The sequence below is a fragment of the Geomonas sp. Red32 genome (genome assembly GCF_023652955.1).
In the GTDB taxonomy this organism is placed as follows: Bacteria; Desulfobacterota; Desulfuromonadia; order Geobacterales; family Geobacteraceae; genus Geomonas.
On sequence record NZ_JAKLOY010000008.1, the window covers coordinates 209,046 to 224,969 of the forward strand.

Genomic DNA, 15,924 nt, shown 5'->3' on the forward strand with positions numbered 1-15,924 from the left:
AGACTCCTTCGACAACGGAAATGGGCCTCGACGGCCGCCACAATGATCACGGCTTCCCCTCCGGCGTTTGGTGCTCCCGGTACACGGGACAGGAAGGGAAGTTGCCAATACAGTAGGTGAGCATCTTGCCGATGGTGGAACTGGAGATGTTCATGCAGTAACAGTCGGAGAAGGGCCTGGCGAGGAAGTCGCAGACCACGCGGGTCCCGGCGGTGTCGATCCTGGGAAATGTCTGTTCGGCGGTTGTCATGTCCGGTTGAGCCTCGGCGAAAGGGGAAACCCCGTTGCTGGTAATGCCAAATGGTTAGCAAACGGGGTGCCAGCGGCTCAAGGTGCTGCAATGACTGAGTTCCGGCGGATGGCCGGGGAGAGGGGGGTGGGCAAAGTGAGGAGTGCGGGGCTCCCCGGGGTGGGCAAAATGAGGAGTGCTAGAGACCGTACCTCTCGAGCATCCGTTTGAAGCTCCCGTACTCGACGTCCAAAAGGCGGGCGGCCTCCATCTTTTTCCCGCCGGTCGCCTCCAGCGCCTGGCGGACGGCCTGCCGCTTGATCTCCTCCAGGGTCCGGGGAGAAGAGCCGGGGGCGGCATCGGGGGCGGCGGCGAGGAGGCGGGAGACCTCCTCGGATCCGAGGGTCTCCCCGGCGAAGAGGGCGGCGCGCTTCATGACGCTCTTCAGCTCCCGGACGTTTCCCGGCCAGGGGTGGCGGGTCAGCATCATGAGCGCCTCGGGGCCGATGCGGGGCGGGACCCGCCGCAACTCCGCGGAGATCTCGTTCAGGAAGGTGCGCGCGAGAACGGGGATGTCCCCGCCCCTCTCCCGTAACGGGGGGACGACGACCACCAGGTCGGCCAGCCGGTAGTAGAGGTCCTCGCGGAAGCGCCCTTCCCTCACCTCGGCCATGAGGTCGCGGTTGGTGGCGGCGATGATGCGGACGTCGGCCGTCACCGGCTTGGTCCCCCCGACCGGGAAGAACCACTTCTGCTCCACCACCTGGAGGATCTTCGCCTGCAGCGCGGGGGAGGCGCAGTCGATGTCGTCGAGGAAGATGGTCCCTCCGCTGGCCTCCTCGAAGAGGCCGCTCTTGGCGGTGGCGGCACCGGTGAAGGCCCCCTTCACGTGTCCGAAGAGCTGGCTTTCCACCAGGGTGTCGGCCAGGGAGCTGACGGTGACCGGGACGAAGGGGTGGTGCCGCCGCTCGCTCAGCGAATGGATCAGCGAGGCGAGGTGGGATTTCCCCACCCCGGTCTCTCCCTGGATGACGAGGGAGTAGCCGGTGCCGGCGATGCGGCGGGCCTTGGCGGCCACCTCCTGCATGGCGGGGCTCTCTCCGAGGAAGAGCTCCAGGGCGGCCTGTTCCCGGCTCCGGAGGCGGGCAAGCTCGCGCTCCTGGAGGATGGGGGCGCCCGCCCGGGTGATGGCGGCCACCAGCTCGCGGCAGTCGAGAGGCTTCCTGACGTAGGCGGCGATGCCGAGCTCGATGGCCTTCAAGAGGTAGCCGGTCTCGGTGAAGGCGGTGCTGAAGATGATCGGGAGCCCGGGGGCGGTTTCGCGCAGGCGCCGGGCGAGCTCCAGCCCGTCCATGACCGGCATCATGATGTCGGAGACCACCACGTCGGGGCGGTGGCGGGCGAAAAGGTCGGCCGCCTCGGCGCCGTTGGCGGCAGTCAGCACCTGGTCGAAGTACATCTCCAGCACGATGCCGATCCGCCCCCGCAGGTCCGGCTCGTCCTCCACGTAGAGGACCTTCAGGGCGCTTTTTTCATTCGTCTCACTCGTCATCTCGGCTCCTCTCCTTCCGGCCGCACCTGGACCGCTCCTCCCACCGCCCCGCCACCGGCTCCCCGCTCACCCTTCGGGCGGGGGACGGGGGATGGGCCGTGAGGGAGGGGGCCTCCCTCCGCAGCAGCGCCGCCCCCGGTTTCCCTTTGCGGCTGTTGCGGGAGCACCACCTGGAACACGGTGCCGTTTTCGTCCGAGCGGAAGGAGATATCCCCCCCCATGCTCTCCTCGACGATCAGCTTCGCCATGTACAGGCCGATGCCGGTCCCCTTCCCGTCCGTCTTGCTGGTGAAGTACGGCTCCCAGATCTTCTCGGCGATGTCGGCGGGGATGCCGCAGCCGTTGTCGAAGACCTCGATGACGGCCGACTCCTCACCTCCGTCGAGCGAGATCTCCACCATCCCCTGGCCGGAGGAGGTGTCTCCCCTTCCCCACCGGGCGGCCACCGCGTCGAAGGCGTTACTCACCAGGTTCAGCACCGACTGCTTGAACTCGTTATGGTAGCCGCGGATGATAAGCGGCCTCCCTCCGGCCCGGTCCTTAAGGCGCAAGGCGATCCCGGAGTTGGCGAACTGCGCCGAGACGAGCAGCATGACCTCCTGGATCTTTTCCCTCACGTCGAAGCTCTCCTCCACCTTTTCGGGGGAAAAGAAGTTCCGGAAATCCTCGATGGTATCGGACATGTAGTAAAGCTGCTTCTGGGCGTCCCCCTCGGCCTTCTCCAGGAAACGCCCGTCGAGCATGCCGCGCTCCCAGGCCATCCGCAGGCTCTGGATCACCGCCCCGAGGGTGGCGAGCGGCTGGCGCCACTGGTGGGCGATGGCCCCGATCATCTCCCCCATGGCGGCCAGCCGGGCATGGCGGGCGAGCAGGCGCTCGTGCTGCAGGCGGCGCTCGGTCTCCTCCTCGACCCGCTGCGAGAGCCCCTGGTTCAGCTCCACCAGTTCCCGGTCGCGGGCGGCGAGCCGCGAGGCCATCTCGTCGAAGGCCTGCCCGAGCTCCCCGAGTTCGCCCCCCCGCACCGCATCCGAGACCCGGGTCCCGAGGTCCCCTCCCGCCAGGCGGTGGGACGCCTCCTGCAAAGATCTGATGCGGTTGACCAGGCAGACCTTGCCGATGAAGGTGGCGATCAGCACGGCCACGAGGAGCACCGGCGAGAGGATGGCTACGCTGGTCAATTCGGCCCGGCGCGCATTGACCATGGTCTGCTGGACCGGGAGCACCGTGCTCAGGTAGAGATACGGCGTCTCTTCCCCGTGGAGCTTGAGATTGCCGTGGGCGACGATGGTGTCGTCCCCGGTGCGCAAGGCCCCGCCGGTCTCTCCCTGCAGGCTCGCGAGCTCGGCCCGGGAAAGGCGGCTCCCGATGGGGAGTCCGGCCTCGCGGTTGCGGTAGATCACCACCCCCTGGTGGTCGGCCAACAGGAACGAGGTCCCGCTCGGGAGCCCGGACTCCAGGAGGAGCTGGTTGAGGTGGGCGAAATCGATACTGATGATGATGGCCCCCGCGACCTCCCCCCCGCTTCCGAAGTAGGGGCAGCCGAAGCCGAGGTTGGGTTTGCCGGAGATCTTGCCGAGGCCGGCCTCGCCCGACGAGAAGTTCCGGGTCCGGAGGGCGTTTTCGAAGGCGCGGTTTCCCCGCAGGGAGATCGACTGGTTGAAGGGGAGCGCCGAGGCCCAGATATCCCCGGTGCGGTCGGTGATGACGATGTTGCTGTACTCGGGGGTGATCCTCATGATGTCGGCGAGCACGCGGTTGACCGCCCCGGCGCGGTGCATCTTCACGTCGGCGAGCTGGGCGAGCGCCATGGCGAGCTGCTGGGCGTCGCCGGTCAGGTTGTACTGCTCGGAAAGGATGCCGCGGGCGAGCAGGTTGGCCTCGGTGAGCCCCTCGTTGAGGGCGGCGCGGCGCTGCTGCCAGCTTGAGTAGGTGATGAGGGCGACCGCGGGCAAGGAGAGGAGCAGCACCATCAAGACGAGGTGGGTCCGTAGCGAGCGGGAAAGGAAAAACCTGTAGAAGGAGTCGATCATGCGGCGTCTCTTGAGCAAGGGGACTGCGGCAGTCTAATATCTCCCGCCGATTTTGCCAACGCTTTTCGCACACCGCCCGCGTGTACGCCCCCCGCTAATGCCCGCCATTACCCGCAATTGCCAACGTTTGCCCGTCGCCCCCATTGCCGCAGGGAGAGCGGTCCCCCCCTTTGCGAAGGGGGGACAGGGGGGATTTTTCCATCCACCCTCCCCCCTGGTTACCCATCCCCCCCCGCGCCTTTCCCCGGGTCCCATCCCTCAACATCATTGACTGGACAGCGCAGTCTTTAACATTAAAATTTGTACATTATGTATTTTGCCCGGCACTGCGCAGTCCAATCTCGGCATTCAGGCCGGCAACAGAGATGAACAAAGGACAAGTCATGAAAAAGCATCTGCTTTTCATTCTGGTTTTGCTCCACATATCGCAGAGTTCCGCCGCCGTTGCCGCCGATGTCGTCCGCGTAGGCAACCTCAAGCTCGCCCACTTCGGCGCCGTTTCCTACATGAAGGAGATAGCGCCGAAGTACAACCTGAAGATCGAGGAGCGGTTTTTCCCGAAAGGGATCGACATCTTCCCGGCCATGGTGGCGGGTGAAATCGATGTCGCGGCCAGCGGAGCGGAGGGCGCCGTCGCCGCCCGTGCCGCAGGTATCCCCATTTATATCGTGGCGGGGTTCGCCAAAGGGGGCGCCCGCATCGTGGGGCGTTCCGACCGGAAATGGCACTCGGTAGCAGACCTCAAGGGGAAAAGGGTTGGTGCCGTCAGGGGGGGAGCCCAGGAGCTGCTCCTTTTGGCGGAACTGGCCAAACACCACCTCTCCTTCTCCGACAAGCGCGGCAAGGATGTTCAAGTGGTTTACCTCCCTAACTACGGGGAGTTGAACCAGGCCCTGCTGACCCATTACGTCGACGCCATCTGTCAATCGGAACCCCAGTCGGCCCAGGCCATCCGCAAGGGGTTCGGCGTTGAAATCGTGAAACCGTTCGACACCCCGCTGGGCGATCCGACCCGGGCCCTGACCATGACCCAGCGGCTGTACACTAAAAAAGACGTCGCCCAGAGGCTATTGAAATGTTTCGTCGAAGCGACCAGGACCTTCCTCGCCAATCCCGCCCTCGCCGAGAAGTATGTCCGCGAAAGCATGTTCAAGGGACAGCTCAGCAGCCAGGAATACCGTATGGCGGTGGCCAATTCACCGTTTACCTACGACATCACCGTGCGGCACATACAGACGACCACTGAACTGATGGCGAAATACGGGATCGGGAAGATGGCAAAGCCCCCCGTGGCGAAGGAGTACGTAAAGACCGATCTCCTGGAGAAGGCCAAGCGCGCCCTTGCGGTGAGGTAGACAACGGAGCCCGCTCTCGTCAGCTCCGCCGAGCCCTACGGCATCAGCCAGACGGGAAGCCTTGATGGGGGCATTTGAATATCTCTCCTCCGGCGTCTGGTCCCGCCGCCTCACCCAAGAACACCGCCTTGTCTATCTTGTCCGCGATGATCGTATTGACTTCCTCCAGGCACGCTACCACTACTGACTCTTCACATCCGCGGGCCACTGCTCCCTCCCCTATACTCAAATCCCCCCTCCTCTCCATCGTCCATCCGAGCCCCTAGAAAGATGCGGACACACTTCGGCGAGGAGGCCTTGCTGGCTCTTGCTATTCAAGAACAAGCAGATTAAGGTAACCGGCATTAGCAGCCGCCGTAACTGCCCAAGGGAGACAGAAGAGATGATAGTGACGCACCTGACCAGAGTGGGACGGTCATTACAGAGTTGGCTTGTTGGCCTGCTGTTGCTTGTGGCAGCTTTGGCAGTACATCCGGCAAAGGCAGCAGCAGTTGAAAAGGGGAGCGTGGTGACCCTGGAGATCTCCTCCACCGGGAAAGGGCTCATCGACAAAGAGATCACCCGCCGCTCGGTTGAGGTGATCAAGAACCGTCTGGAGTCGATCGGCATTACCGACGGCTCCGTTGAGCAACGGGGAGAGCGGTGGATCACCCTCCGTGTGGGGCGGAGCGGGTCGGAGCTGGATTCGGTCATCGAGTTTCTCGTCAGGCCGTCCCGGCTGGAGTTCAAACTGGTCAAGGACGCCAACTCCCCGGAAGAAACTCGCGCCGATACGGAAACCATCTACGAATCGAGGCTCGATGGCGACGGAAAGGTGGAAGAAATCCCCTATCTGGTCCTAAAGAAGCCGCTCCTCTCCGGGGATCTGGTGGAAAGTGCCGAGGTCACCTTCGTCGATACCGGTGGCGCCGGCATACCGGTCATCGATCTCGTTTTAAACAAGAAAGGGAGCGAGCTCCTTGCCAAGGTGACCGAGGCATCCATCGGAGAGAAAATTGCCATCGCGGTCGACGGCAATGTGGTCTCCGCCCCGGTGATCCGTACCGCGATTACCGGAGGGCGGCTGCAGGTAACCGGCGGCTTCTCCGTTGATGAGGCCCGCGATCTGGCTAAGGCGATCCAGTCGGGGGTGCTGCCCGCCTCGATACGGGTCGCCGACCGGCACGAAGCAGGCTCTGCCGGGCCTCCCCAGACCGGCCCCGAGGTCAATGTGGACGAGGTAGCCGATGGCCGGGTGCCCCCCCACACGGACAACTTTGCGGTGGTCATCGGCATCGAAACCTATCGGGACATCAAGGGGGTCGATTTTGCCGTGCACGACGCCAAGACGGTGCAGCTGTACCTGACCAAGCTCATGGGATACCCGGAGGAGAACGTCGTCTTTCTCCCCAACGAAAGGGCCACCAAGTCCGACCTGGAAAAATACCTGGGGGCCTGGCTTAAGAACCGGGTAAACCCGCAGAGTACCGTTTTCGTCTATTACGCAGGCCACGGCGCCCCCAATCCGGCCAGCGGCGAGCCGTACCTGGTCCCCTACGATGGCGATCCCAACTATCTGGAAACCACCGCCTATCCGCTGAAAAGGCTCTACGCGGGACTCGCCCAGCTCCCGGCCAAACAGGTGGTGGTCGTGCTCGATTCCTGTTTCTCCGGCTCCGGAGGTCGGTCGGTGCTGGCCAAAGGCGCGCGCCCGCTGGTCATGTCGGTGGAGGCGCCTCCCCCGTTGAAGGAGAACATGGTGGTGCTGGCCGCCGCCGGCGCAAGCCAGATCAGCACCTCGTACGACAAGCGGGGGCACGGACTTTTCACCTACTATCTGCTCAAAGGGTTGAAGGGAGCTGCTGCAGCGGGAAGGGAGGGGTCGATCACGGTGGAAGGGCTGTACCGGTACCTCCTTCCCGAAGTGGAAAAGAACGCCCGGTTGCAAAATGTCGAACAGACGCCGGTTATTACGCCGAGCCTGGCGACCATCAAGGATATCGGCAAGCTGCGTCTGCGCTGACCGGTAAAGCGGCCGGTAAAGGGAACGGCGGTCAGAGGCCAGCCGGGGCGGCAGCCGGTGTTGGTGGGGTCAGCGAGGCACGATTTTGTAGTCGATGGTGTATTCACCCCAATCGGCGGGATCTAACTGCATAAGACGTCTCAGCAGGTCGCTGACCAGGCCGGTAGATTTGGCGTCGTACACCTTGAACCCCTGCTGAAACCCGCTGCTCAGGAGAGGTTCCTCCTGCCTGGTGGCAATGATCTTGATCCGCTCCACGGCACCGGTAGCTTTGAATTCAGGCAGGAGCATGGCTTTGAGCCGGATGCCCGTCTCGGGCGGTGGAAAGGTCACCAGTTGGTTGGCGTGGGTGAAGTTGTCGCGCAGGCTGGAGTTCGGAAGCAGCTGGGTCACCGAGTTGTCGGCACCGACCACGAAGAGGTAGACATAACTGTCTGAGCTGACCTGGTAATGGAGCTCCACCAAATCGCCTTCCGGTAAACGGTCCCGGGACAGCGCCGCCTTTATAGTGATCCCTTCATCCCCTTTCGGATAGATCGGCCTCACGAGTGCCTTGATCTTTACACGGTAGCGGTTCGGGTCGGCCGCGTCCCGCTCCTGTTTCAGCACCTCGACTTTTTCGATGCGGCCGCGGACTCTGGCAAAAACCATGTCATCGGCCAGCTGGCCGTTACTGACCAGGGTGTGGGAGCGGATAAAGACGCCGACAGCGCTTTCCACGGCCGCTCGTTCCGCCTCCAGCTTGGCCCGCTGGATCACCTCGACGGCAGACTCCAGGTCGCTCCCTACCGATTCCCCCACCGCCTCAACCACGACCGGTTCCTCAGCGGCAAGAGCGGCACGCGTCGCTCCCGGCATCAAAAGGGTAATGGCCGACCACACGAGCATCGCGGTGGTTACCCGCGCGGCCAGTTTGCATAAGCGAGCTATTTTCCGGACTGAATCCACCGCCCCTCCCACCTCTTCAATCCTGCCGATCAAAAAGCGGCTTTTTGAAATGCAGAGTTAACTCCCTGACCATCAGGTGATGACTCCCGAAGAACACGCCAAACGGAGTATCACCTTGCACTTGCTTTGCCAAGAACTTTCATGCAGCTACTGCCGCGCATACTCCTCTCCCGCTTTGCACCCCTCCCGGCCCCCCCGTCCCACGCCTTCCCCGTGTAGAGAGTTGCCCCCTTCTCGCGCTGCTCTCACCACCGCAGGTGGTGGAGGCGATAGTCGTTGCGGAGCAACGTTTCTCCCGCCATGGCTCCGGCACAGATGGTCGAGTGTGCGACACCGAGCTCGGCGGCTACCGCCTTGCCGGGGTGAGTGTTGCGTATGTACGCCAGGTAACAGACGATGCTGCGCGCCTTCCGGACCTCGGGAGCCCGGCTCCGCTGCCGCACCTGCTCCGGGCTCAGCCCGATCGCGGCGGCTACCTTTTCGACGACTTCCGTTACCGAAACCACTGCGCAGTTTCGAGAGAAGATGTTCGCCGCCCTCCCCCGCACCGGCGCCCGTTGCCACTCCTGAGCTTCCTCTATTCCCCGCACGAAGGCGCTGGTGCCGAGAACTCGCCCGTCACACCGCGTTGGATCCGCCTCTACGCCTAGCCTTCGCACCCGCCGCTTTCCTCCCCCGGCCAACTCCCGCCGCTCGCCTTGCCCCACGCCCGCCTTCACGAACCGGCGGTAGGCCAGGAGGCAGCGGACCCTTTTCCTGCCGAAACTGTCCAGCACCTCTCCGCTTTGCCATCCCAGCACCGTCGCCCCCATGATCGCACCATGGCCGCACCAGGGGTGGCTCTCTAGATCCTTGTATTTCGCCACTTCGCCCGAGCGCAACGGGTGGAGGTGGAGGTAGCGGACCAACTCTTTGAGGGTGTTGTCCTCGCAGGCCACCGACTTGTAGCGCCCGCGGAACAGGCGCCCGCGGCGGCCGTGCCGCTTGTTAAAGCCACGGGCATAGCCGACCAAGAGCGGCAGCATCAAGGTGGTGAGCCTTTGCGTGGTAGGGCGAAGAAGCAGGTGGAAGTGGTCGGGCAGCAGGACCCAGGCGAGGCACCTGGTCCCCGTCCGGGTGAGGAGAGGTTCCAGGATTCTGAGGAAGAGGTCACGGTCGGTATCGTCCTCGAAGAGCCGTTGGCCCGTGACGGCTTTGACGATGACGTGCTGGAGAAGTTCGACCTGATCTATGCGAGCGAGGGTAGGCATGCCGGAAGTCTACCAGCCTCCCCCTTGTCGGCAACCGAAAGGTGTACCGGTTTCAACGGTCCAGGAGGTGCTGGTCATGGGCACGCCGACCTCATGGCGACAACAAATTACGATGTAATTCCGAGCAAATAGCCGCAGTCCCGCCATTTACTACCGCTCCGACGGTCCGCCGAGAAGCGGCGATGGTTTTTCCGAATTTCCTGTGTTATTTCTGTTGGTTAAGCTATTTCTTTTCAGGTCCCGGTGAAAAATGGCTTTTTCTTGCTTCGGGTTTGACAGATGCCGCGAGAATGTTAAAGGTTACCAATATTCCAAACAGGAGGTGGCATGTATGGCAACGACCACGGCGGAACAGTACGAAAAGGGGAAGCTCTACAACATCCCCCTCGTCCTCATCCATCCGAACCCCAACCAGATGCGGACACACTTCGACGAGGAGGCCTTGGCGAACCTTGCCCAATCGATCGCCGTTCATGGGGTAATGGAGCCGATCGTGGTTTATCCTGACCCCGATCAACCGGGAACATTCTGCGTCGCGGCGGGGTATCGACGCTGCCTGGCGGCCCCCTTAGCCATGCTATCGACAATACCGGCCATCTTGACCGATGGAAAACCCGAAGAGGTAATGCTGGTGGAAAACCTGGTGCGTGAGCCATGCACCGCTATCGAAAAAGCCGAAGCGCTCGAAGCACTGATGGTTAAGTATGGCTACCAGCCTGCCGACCTGCTGAACCGGATCAATTTGGGCTCAACCCAAACCTACGCCCTACTGTCGCTCAACAAACTGCCGGACAGCGTGAAGGACGACCTTCGGAACAATCCTGGCGCGCCTATTGAAGTCCTGGCAAAGATCGCCCAGGCAGACAGCCGAGCCAAGATGGTGGCGCTGTACAAGAAATACAAGGACAAGGGGTTGATTACCGGCGAAGTGATCGAAAAGGACGTGCAGCCGGCCAAGCCGGATGAGGAGAAGGAGGTAGACGTGTCGTTCGTGTCCGCCTTTGCGAAGAAAGTGGACGGAGTGGCGCTGGGGAAACTGAAGCCGGCGCAGCTCCAATCGATGAAAGGCGACATGGTTACCGCCCGGTCCACCATCGACGCCGTCCTCAAGCACCTCGACGAACTGATCGCAGCCCAGCCATCGCCCTAAACACTGCCGAAACCGGTGAGGTGGGCACTTCCGCTAGAGGAGGAAGCGCCCACCACGCCTTTCATCCTTGAAAGGCGATAAAGGGTGAGGTTCATGAAATTATGCGTCGCTACCGTCTCGGGAGGGGAGAAACGCATAAAATCATGGGCCCCCTCCCTCTTGGGCAAGTTGCAAAATCATCCGCGGAGATTGCAACACCGCAAGCCTGGCCCCAGCCTTTGCCCCAAGTTACCTACGTCCCCCCGGTGGTTCTCTATTGTAAGCTTCGGTTAAAGCTTCAAGAGCTTTGTATAAATGTCCATCCAAGATTCTTCTAAGGGTATCACTGCTGAGCTTTGGGGACAATTCCTGCTGCTTAGCATTTAACAGGGACACTATTTCACGTAATACAGGGAGTTCATCAACAAGTTGGTGAATAGTATGTGGAATTTCATACCTCCTGCATATTGCGTACGCAACAGTGAACTTTTTGGGAGGCGGAATCTTTATGAACCTTTCAACAAAATCAGCGGGTGAAATATATGAGAAGATTGGCACTTCACTAAGATCATAATCTTCATCATTTGACAGTGTGACCATGCTATAAAACTTATTTTCATCCTGAATAAGCTTATCCATTAGAGCAGTCGCAATTAGAGGTAGTTTCTCTAGGTGTGACTTTTCTAGCATATCAGTGTAAAACTTAAACACTTGCTTAAATTCATCTGAATCTTTTTCAGCAAATGACAGGCCACCCCACTGTTCACGATCTAGAAATCCCAAATAACGTTTTTGCTTTTGTTCTAATCTTCCGGTGGTTTTTAAATGTAGGATGTGCTTCTCAGCCAGTTCTTTGATTTCATCATGTGTTGTGTTAATGATTCCGCGGCGTGATAGGTAGATTAAAATTCCTGTTACATGCAATACTATCCCTGCGCTATCGTACTCCATTCTTCCAAATTCAGCCTGCACTAGTGGCAACAGACTATCGAATTCGTCGTCAGTCAGATCCACGAAATGCCAAAGTCTAATCCAACTTTTTTGGTTTTCATCGTTAAAATACATGCTTTTGGCTAGCAGGTCTGAAATGATATCTTTTTCTATTTTGCCCGTATCTATTATAGATTTCCATGTATTATAATCTAATAAAGTGTTGTATGGATCAAATAACACATTGTACTTTTTTACAATATTTGACAGTTTTGTTTCAGTTTCTGTTAGTTCTCTGTGTAATAGGTTTGTCATGGCAACAGATTTTAGTCCAGGAATTTCATTGATTTTTATCGCATTGCTCTTTATTTCAAATGATAAAACGAATAAAACACGAAGCAAATGTTGTAACATAGCTTCTTTAGATTGTGCTGACAAATCCAAAACTGAAAATAATCTTTCAAAGTCCCACAAGGCTTGTTTTAGGTGCCTTAGGTTTTTGTATCCAGAAGCATTGTGAATATCCTTAATTAACTTACGGTTCCTTACTAAAAACAGTCGTGCTTCCTCATCGCTAACTTTTCCACAAAAATCTTCGAGGGCAGTATCTATATCGGGTTCAACCTGGAAGGTTTTACCTATAAGTTTTTCCTTTACGTCAGCATACTTTGCTTGCAGGTTTTCACGATTTTGATCATGCCTAAATAGCTCTTCCTCGTTGGCAATAATCACCGATTTGAAGCCTTGATGCTCGACAAAGTGGTTAATGTAGCCTAGAACATTGTGAACATCCATGGGGCAACGTTCCAGATCGTCAAATATCAGGACACACCCTTCAGTATTTTTGAGGTAATCTGGTATCTTTATGTCTGGAATTTGCGAGTTAATTGAGACCGAATCGCCGTCCACGTCCAGGTCTACTTTCAGGGTGGCCTTGAGCGCGCCTTTTAAAACTTTACCTGCTAAGGCCATCCCTTTATGGGATAGTACAGGATGAAGCTGCTGGAAAAAAATACTCTCTATTTCAGAAAAGGATGTTACACCGTACAAGCTAACGTAAATCGATTTTATTCCTTTTTTTTGCAGCCTTTCTTGGAATTTATTGATAAACCAAGACTTACCAGACCCCCATGGACCTTTTAAAAGTACTGCATATTCAGGAGAATGCGCCAGTCCACAGTAGTAATCAAGAAACCGCACTATATGCTGGTTCAATTCGGTCATTGTTACCTCTTGACAAAGCTAGTGAACCAAGAAAGGTTCCTCAGCATAATTTGTGGAGGGTAAGGGGGGCATGCGTTCCATGCGTTTCTCAGAACACAACCTCGCTTTGCGTCTCCCGTTCAACCCCAAAACACATGAATGCATGACCGTTCCCTCTTCCGTCCCCGGCCTCTTCCGTCCCCGGCCTCTTCCGTACCCTACGCTGTGCGACCCTGGGCGATCCGCACCAGCACCACCGAGACGTTGTCTCTGCCCCCGCGTGCGTTTGCTGCGGAAACCAACCGGTCGGCGAGAGCCTCCAGAGTGCCAACGTGAGAGGACAGCAACTCCTGCAAGTCATCGTCGGTCACCATGTCGGTCAGGCCGTCGGAACAGAGCAAAAGGGTGTCATGCCCATCCAACGACACGGTCTTCAGCTCAGGCACCGGCGGCTCACCGCACCCCACTGCCTGGGTAAGGGTGTGGAAGTGCCGCTCCGCAATCAGCTCCCGGTCAAGACCGCTCGACAACAGTTCGTCACCTACAGTCTGATCGCAGGCGATCTGCGCCAGCGTTCCCTCCGGAAACGAGCCCGGGCACGAAGAAAACCGGTACGCCCGGCTATCGCCGACGCTCAAGATGTAGGCGGTACCTTCTCTGACGACTGCGATGACAAGGGTGGTTCCCATGCCGGCAAGGGCTGGGGATGCCTCTGCCCTCCCCTTTATCGCACCATGCGCGGCCTGGACGGCCCCCTTCATAAGACTGCCGAGTGCGTCGTCAACCGCGGCCGCAAGGGCCGGCAGCATGATAGCGGCTACGGTCTCGATGGCGAGAGAACTTGCCGTTTCGCCGGCATTATGCCTCCCGATCCCATCGGCGAGCAGGTAGAGCCCCAGCCGGTCATCGCTGAACACGCAGTCCTCATTGTTCTGCCGAAGGAGGCCGGGATCGGACTTCTGCGCTGATACTGTTGCTGTCGGCATAGTTTCTCCTACCCTTTCCTCACAGCACCCTCACTTCGAAGGTGGAGGGAAAACCGATCTTACGGGGACGTCGAAGGGGACGGTCATGCGTTCTTTACGTTTACCTACCTTTCATCGTGATGGCGAGACCGGCCCTACATAGAGAAACGCATGCAACGCATGACCGTCCCCTTGCTTTGCCCCATCAGCTTCAGCTCTCAGAATCACAAGCCAGCTCTTGGCTACTCTTTGGCAACCCACTCGACTCCTCTTCTTCATCAGTGGGCGGTCTTGAAAAAGGGTGTGGAGGACGAGCAGATCTACTTAAGCCTAAAGGGCGACCAAAATTGACCCTAGTGAACCTGTATATTCCACATTTGAGAAGCACTGCCATGCAAATTGTGCAGGCTACAAATTGAGCATGTTCTGGCGTCTTAGTACTCTCTAACAGTATTTTAAGATTCGTTTGGTAGATATCAGATTGATGTGCCCATCTAATTATTTCATAAAGGCGTGATTTTTGACGGGTAGTTCCTAATGCTTGGTCTTGTAAATCGTGAGCGAAATCATTCCGTACTTTTCGCAACATTTGTAAAGCATGTTCAAAATCAGGGGATATTAGTCCGAGTCTATGGGCAAGTGCAATTTCAGAGGAAAAAGTTCCTAGAGCCCTATCTGTGTCAAATAAAGAGTCAACACCGCTTGGGTGGGGGAGCAATACATGCTTAAGCAAGGCCTCAAGGTCCACATCAATTCGAGCGGCGGCGAGTATCACCGCTGCACGTTCACTTTCGCGCGCAAGTGAACCCATAAAACCAAAAATGTCTTTCATAAGTTCTACTTCTTGTTGATCTATCAGCGTATCCATCACCTACTCCTATGGTCTAATAGGTCCAACTGTGTAATTGAGCCCAATTGGGCAGAACCCACGACTCGCGGGGCCGCCTCATGGACGTTCTTAAGAAACAAAGATTCTAATAGTCGCAGCTCAACGTGGATTAGAATCTCAAAATCTTAAGAACGTCCCGGGGAAGTACCCTTGTCTGCTGGGTCTTTGGGCAATTGATTCTTATGATCTTATATCCATCCCCATGTCCTTGCTTGGGAGGTATAAACGCGATCAAAAATCGATCTGGAATATATAATTGATATTGTACAAGGTTTCATTTCCGTCTTTATCGGCGACTAAGAAACAATCTTCGCCTACATCTTTGACTAAATATTCCTTAAGAGAGGCAGTGGTATAGTCTTCTTTGCAAGTTATAATAAGCCCAGCCCTTGACCAACAGTCATTCCAAAACCTAACTTTTTTACCCTGCAGGCTCAGTAAAGCTTCTCTCACATTTTTCATTTTATCGCCTCTTAATTTAGCTGAATAATAGTCGACTTGACAAACTTAGCAGGGTTGATTAGCCGAGTCCTTTTCTCAGCCTTACCGTTGACCGCCTACCGCTCGGTCCACTCCGCCACCGTTACCGGCTTGAGTTTGTTGACCCGAGAGGGCAGGCAGATTCTTGCTCCATGATTTTTAAGGCATTTCTCATTTGTTAATTTCACTTTTTTCGGATTGACCATCACGCGTTCAAACATTTGCCCCCTCACTTTACCTTGCCAACATCGGGGTGAGCGGCGGAGCGTCTCAACTTTTTCAAGCTGGATAACACTCACCACGTGCGGAGACCGTCTCCACCCATTTGGTTGGGCTCTTGTCATCTTTCCACGTTGTCAATTCATCAGTGGCTGGACTTACCTTTACCACTCTGCCTGTCCTTATAGCCCCTTACGGGAAGGACAACCCTAAACCCATGCAGTATCGAGTCACCTTTCGGTGCAGGCCCCACAAACCTACAGGTATCCCTTTGACGGCAGTACTCCTTAGGATTTTGTTCTAAACAATATATCTCGCGTGGATCTACGTCCTCGCTCCATTCGCAGACATTTGTACTCACCAGGACGTTCGGCTTCTTCAACCGCGCAGCGTTTTTAGTTACCGCGATGTACTCAAGCTGTGCCTCGGAGGGTAGTCGGTAATATTTACCCGTTAACTTTTTCAATGTCTCTACAAACTTATGAGCATCATTCATATCAGGATCTTCATATGGTAAGTGGTAATTGACCGGCTCATGGAAACACCTAGGGTCATAGTCTTTCCCATCTACAGAGTAAACCTGGCCACGTGTCACCAATTCAGAGCTGATATAGAATGATCTTGCCCGCCATTGACGGACGCCTTGTTAAGCGAGTAAAGTTCGCGACAGAGGTGATCCGTGAAGAAAGCAGAAGCACAAAAGAAGACTCGCAACCGTTACTCTCCGCAGTTCAAGGATGAAG

13 protein-coding genes are annotated in these 15,924 nt (G+C 57.3%); 4 read left to right on the forward strand and 9 right to left on the reverse strand.

Going from position 1 to position 15,924, the window contains the following annotated elements:
* Positions 1-46: 46 nt before the first annotated feature.
* From L4X63_RS19285 to L4X63_RS19295, 3 genes are all read right to left on the reverse strand, one after another.
* Positions 47-250: a hypothetical protein gene (locus L4X63_RS19285; RefSeq protein ID WP_250680294.1), complete on the reverse strand. Its 204-nt coding sequence runs from the start codon at positions 248-250 to the stop codon at positions 47-49.
* A gap of 178 nt (positions 251-428) precedes the next feature.
* Positions 429-1,781 carry a sigma-54-dependent transcriptional regulator gene (locus L4X63_RS19290; RefSeq protein ID WP_250680295.1) on the reverse strand — a complete coding sequence of 451 codons (1,353 nt, stop codon included), beginning with the start codon at positions 1,779-1,781 and terminating at the stop codon, positions 429-431.
* Complete coding sequence (locus L4X63_RS19295; protein ID WP_250680296.1) at positions 1,778-3,811, reverse strand: sensor histidine kinase; 2,034 nt, start codon at positions 3,809-3,811, stop codon at positions 1,778-1,780. Before L4X63_RS19295 ends, L4X63_RS19290 begins: the two co-directional genes overlap by 4 nt.
* 383 nt (positions 3,812-4,194) lie before the next feature.
* Here L4X63_RS19295 and L4X63_RS19300 point away from each other — a divergent pair, with 383 nt between their 5' ends.
* The 3 genes from L4X63_RS19300 to L4X63_RS19310 all read left to right on the forward strand — a co-directional run bounded on the left by L4X63_RS19300 (position 4,195) and on the right by L4X63_RS19310 (position 7,168).
* Positions 4,195-5,166, forward strand: a complete 972-nt coding sequence (locus tag L4X63_RS19300; protein ID WP_250680297.1) for an ABC transporter substrate-binding protein — start codon at positions 4,195-4,197, stop codon at positions 5,164-5,166.
* Positions 5,167-5,230: 64 nt separating this feature from the next.
* Entirely contained in the window at positions 5,231-5,353 is a 123-nt protein-coding gene (locus tag L4X63_RS23950) for a Txe/YoeB family addiction module toxin (protein WP_250680298.1), read from the forward strand.
* Positions 5,354-5,626: 273 nt separating this feature from the next.
* On the forward strand, positions 5,627-7,168 hold the full coding sequence (locus L4X63_RS19310; protein WP_250680299.1) for a SecDF P1 head subdomain-containing protein: 1,542 nt from the start codon (positions 5,627-5,629) through the stop codon (positions 7,166-7,168).
* 69 nt (positions 7,169-7,237) lie between these two features.
* On the opposite strand, the gene L4X63_RS19315 is transcribed toward L4X63_RS19310, so the two are convergent.
* Both L4X63_RS19315 and L4X63_RS19320 read right to left on the reverse strand, forming a co-directional pair.
* A complete protein-coding gene (locus L4X63_RS19315; RefSeq protein ID WP_250680300.1) occupies positions 7,238-8,026 on the reverse strand; it encodes a DUF4384 domain-containing protein in 789 nt (262 codons plus the stop codon).
* Positions 8,027-8,361: 335 nt separating this feature from the next.
* On the reverse strand, positions 8,362-9,366 hold the full coding sequence (locus L4X63_RS19320; RefSeq protein WP_250680301.1) for a transposase: 1,005 nt from the start codon (positions 9,364-9,366) through the stop codon (positions 8,362-8,364).
* A 331-nt stretch (positions 9,367-9,697) separates the two neighbouring features.
* On the opposite strand from L4X63_RS19320, the gene L4X63_RS19325 reads away from it, so the two are divergent.
* Positions 9,698-10,516: a ParB/RepB/Spo0J family partition protein gene (locus tag L4X63_RS19325; RefSeq protein WP_250680302.1), complete on the forward strand. Its 819-nt coding sequence runs from the start codon at positions 9,698-9,700 to the stop codon at positions 10,514-10,516.
* Between the two features lie 228 nt (positions 10,517-10,744).
* On the opposite strand, the gene L4X63_RS19330 is transcribed toward L4X63_RS19325, so the two are convergent.
* The 4 genes from L4X63_RS19330 to L4X63_RS19345 all read right to left on the reverse strand — a co-directional run bounded on the left by L4X63_RS19330 (position 10,745) and on the right by L4X63_RS19345 (position 14,944).
* On the reverse strand, positions 10,745-12,649 hold the full coding sequence (locus L4X63_RS19330; RefSeq protein ID WP_250680303.1) for a P-loop NTPase fold protein: 1,905 nt from the start codon (positions 12,647-12,649) through the stop codon (positions 10,745-10,747).
* Between the two features lie 197 nt (positions 12,650-12,846).
* Positions 12,847-13,614: a PP2C family protein-serine/threonine phosphatase gene (locus L4X63_RS19335; protein WP_250680304.1), complete on the reverse strand. Its 768-nt coding sequence runs from the start codon at positions 13,612-13,614 to the stop codon at positions 12,847-12,849.
* Between the two features lie 190 nt (positions 13,615-13,804).
* Positions 13,805-14,461 carry a hypothetical protein gene (locus L4X63_RS19340; RefSeq protein ID WP_250680305.1) on the reverse strand — a complete coding sequence of 219 codons (657 nt, stop codon included), beginning with the start codon at positions 14,459-14,461 and terminating at the stop codon, positions 13,805-13,807.
* Between the two features lie 252 nt (positions 14,462-14,713).
* Positions 14,714-14,944: a hypothetical protein gene (locus L4X63_RS19345; RefSeq protein ID WP_250680306.1), complete on the reverse strand. Its 231-nt coding sequence runs from the start codon at positions 14,942-14,944 to the stop codon at positions 14,714-14,716.
* Positions 14,945-15,924: the final 980 nt, after the last annotated feature.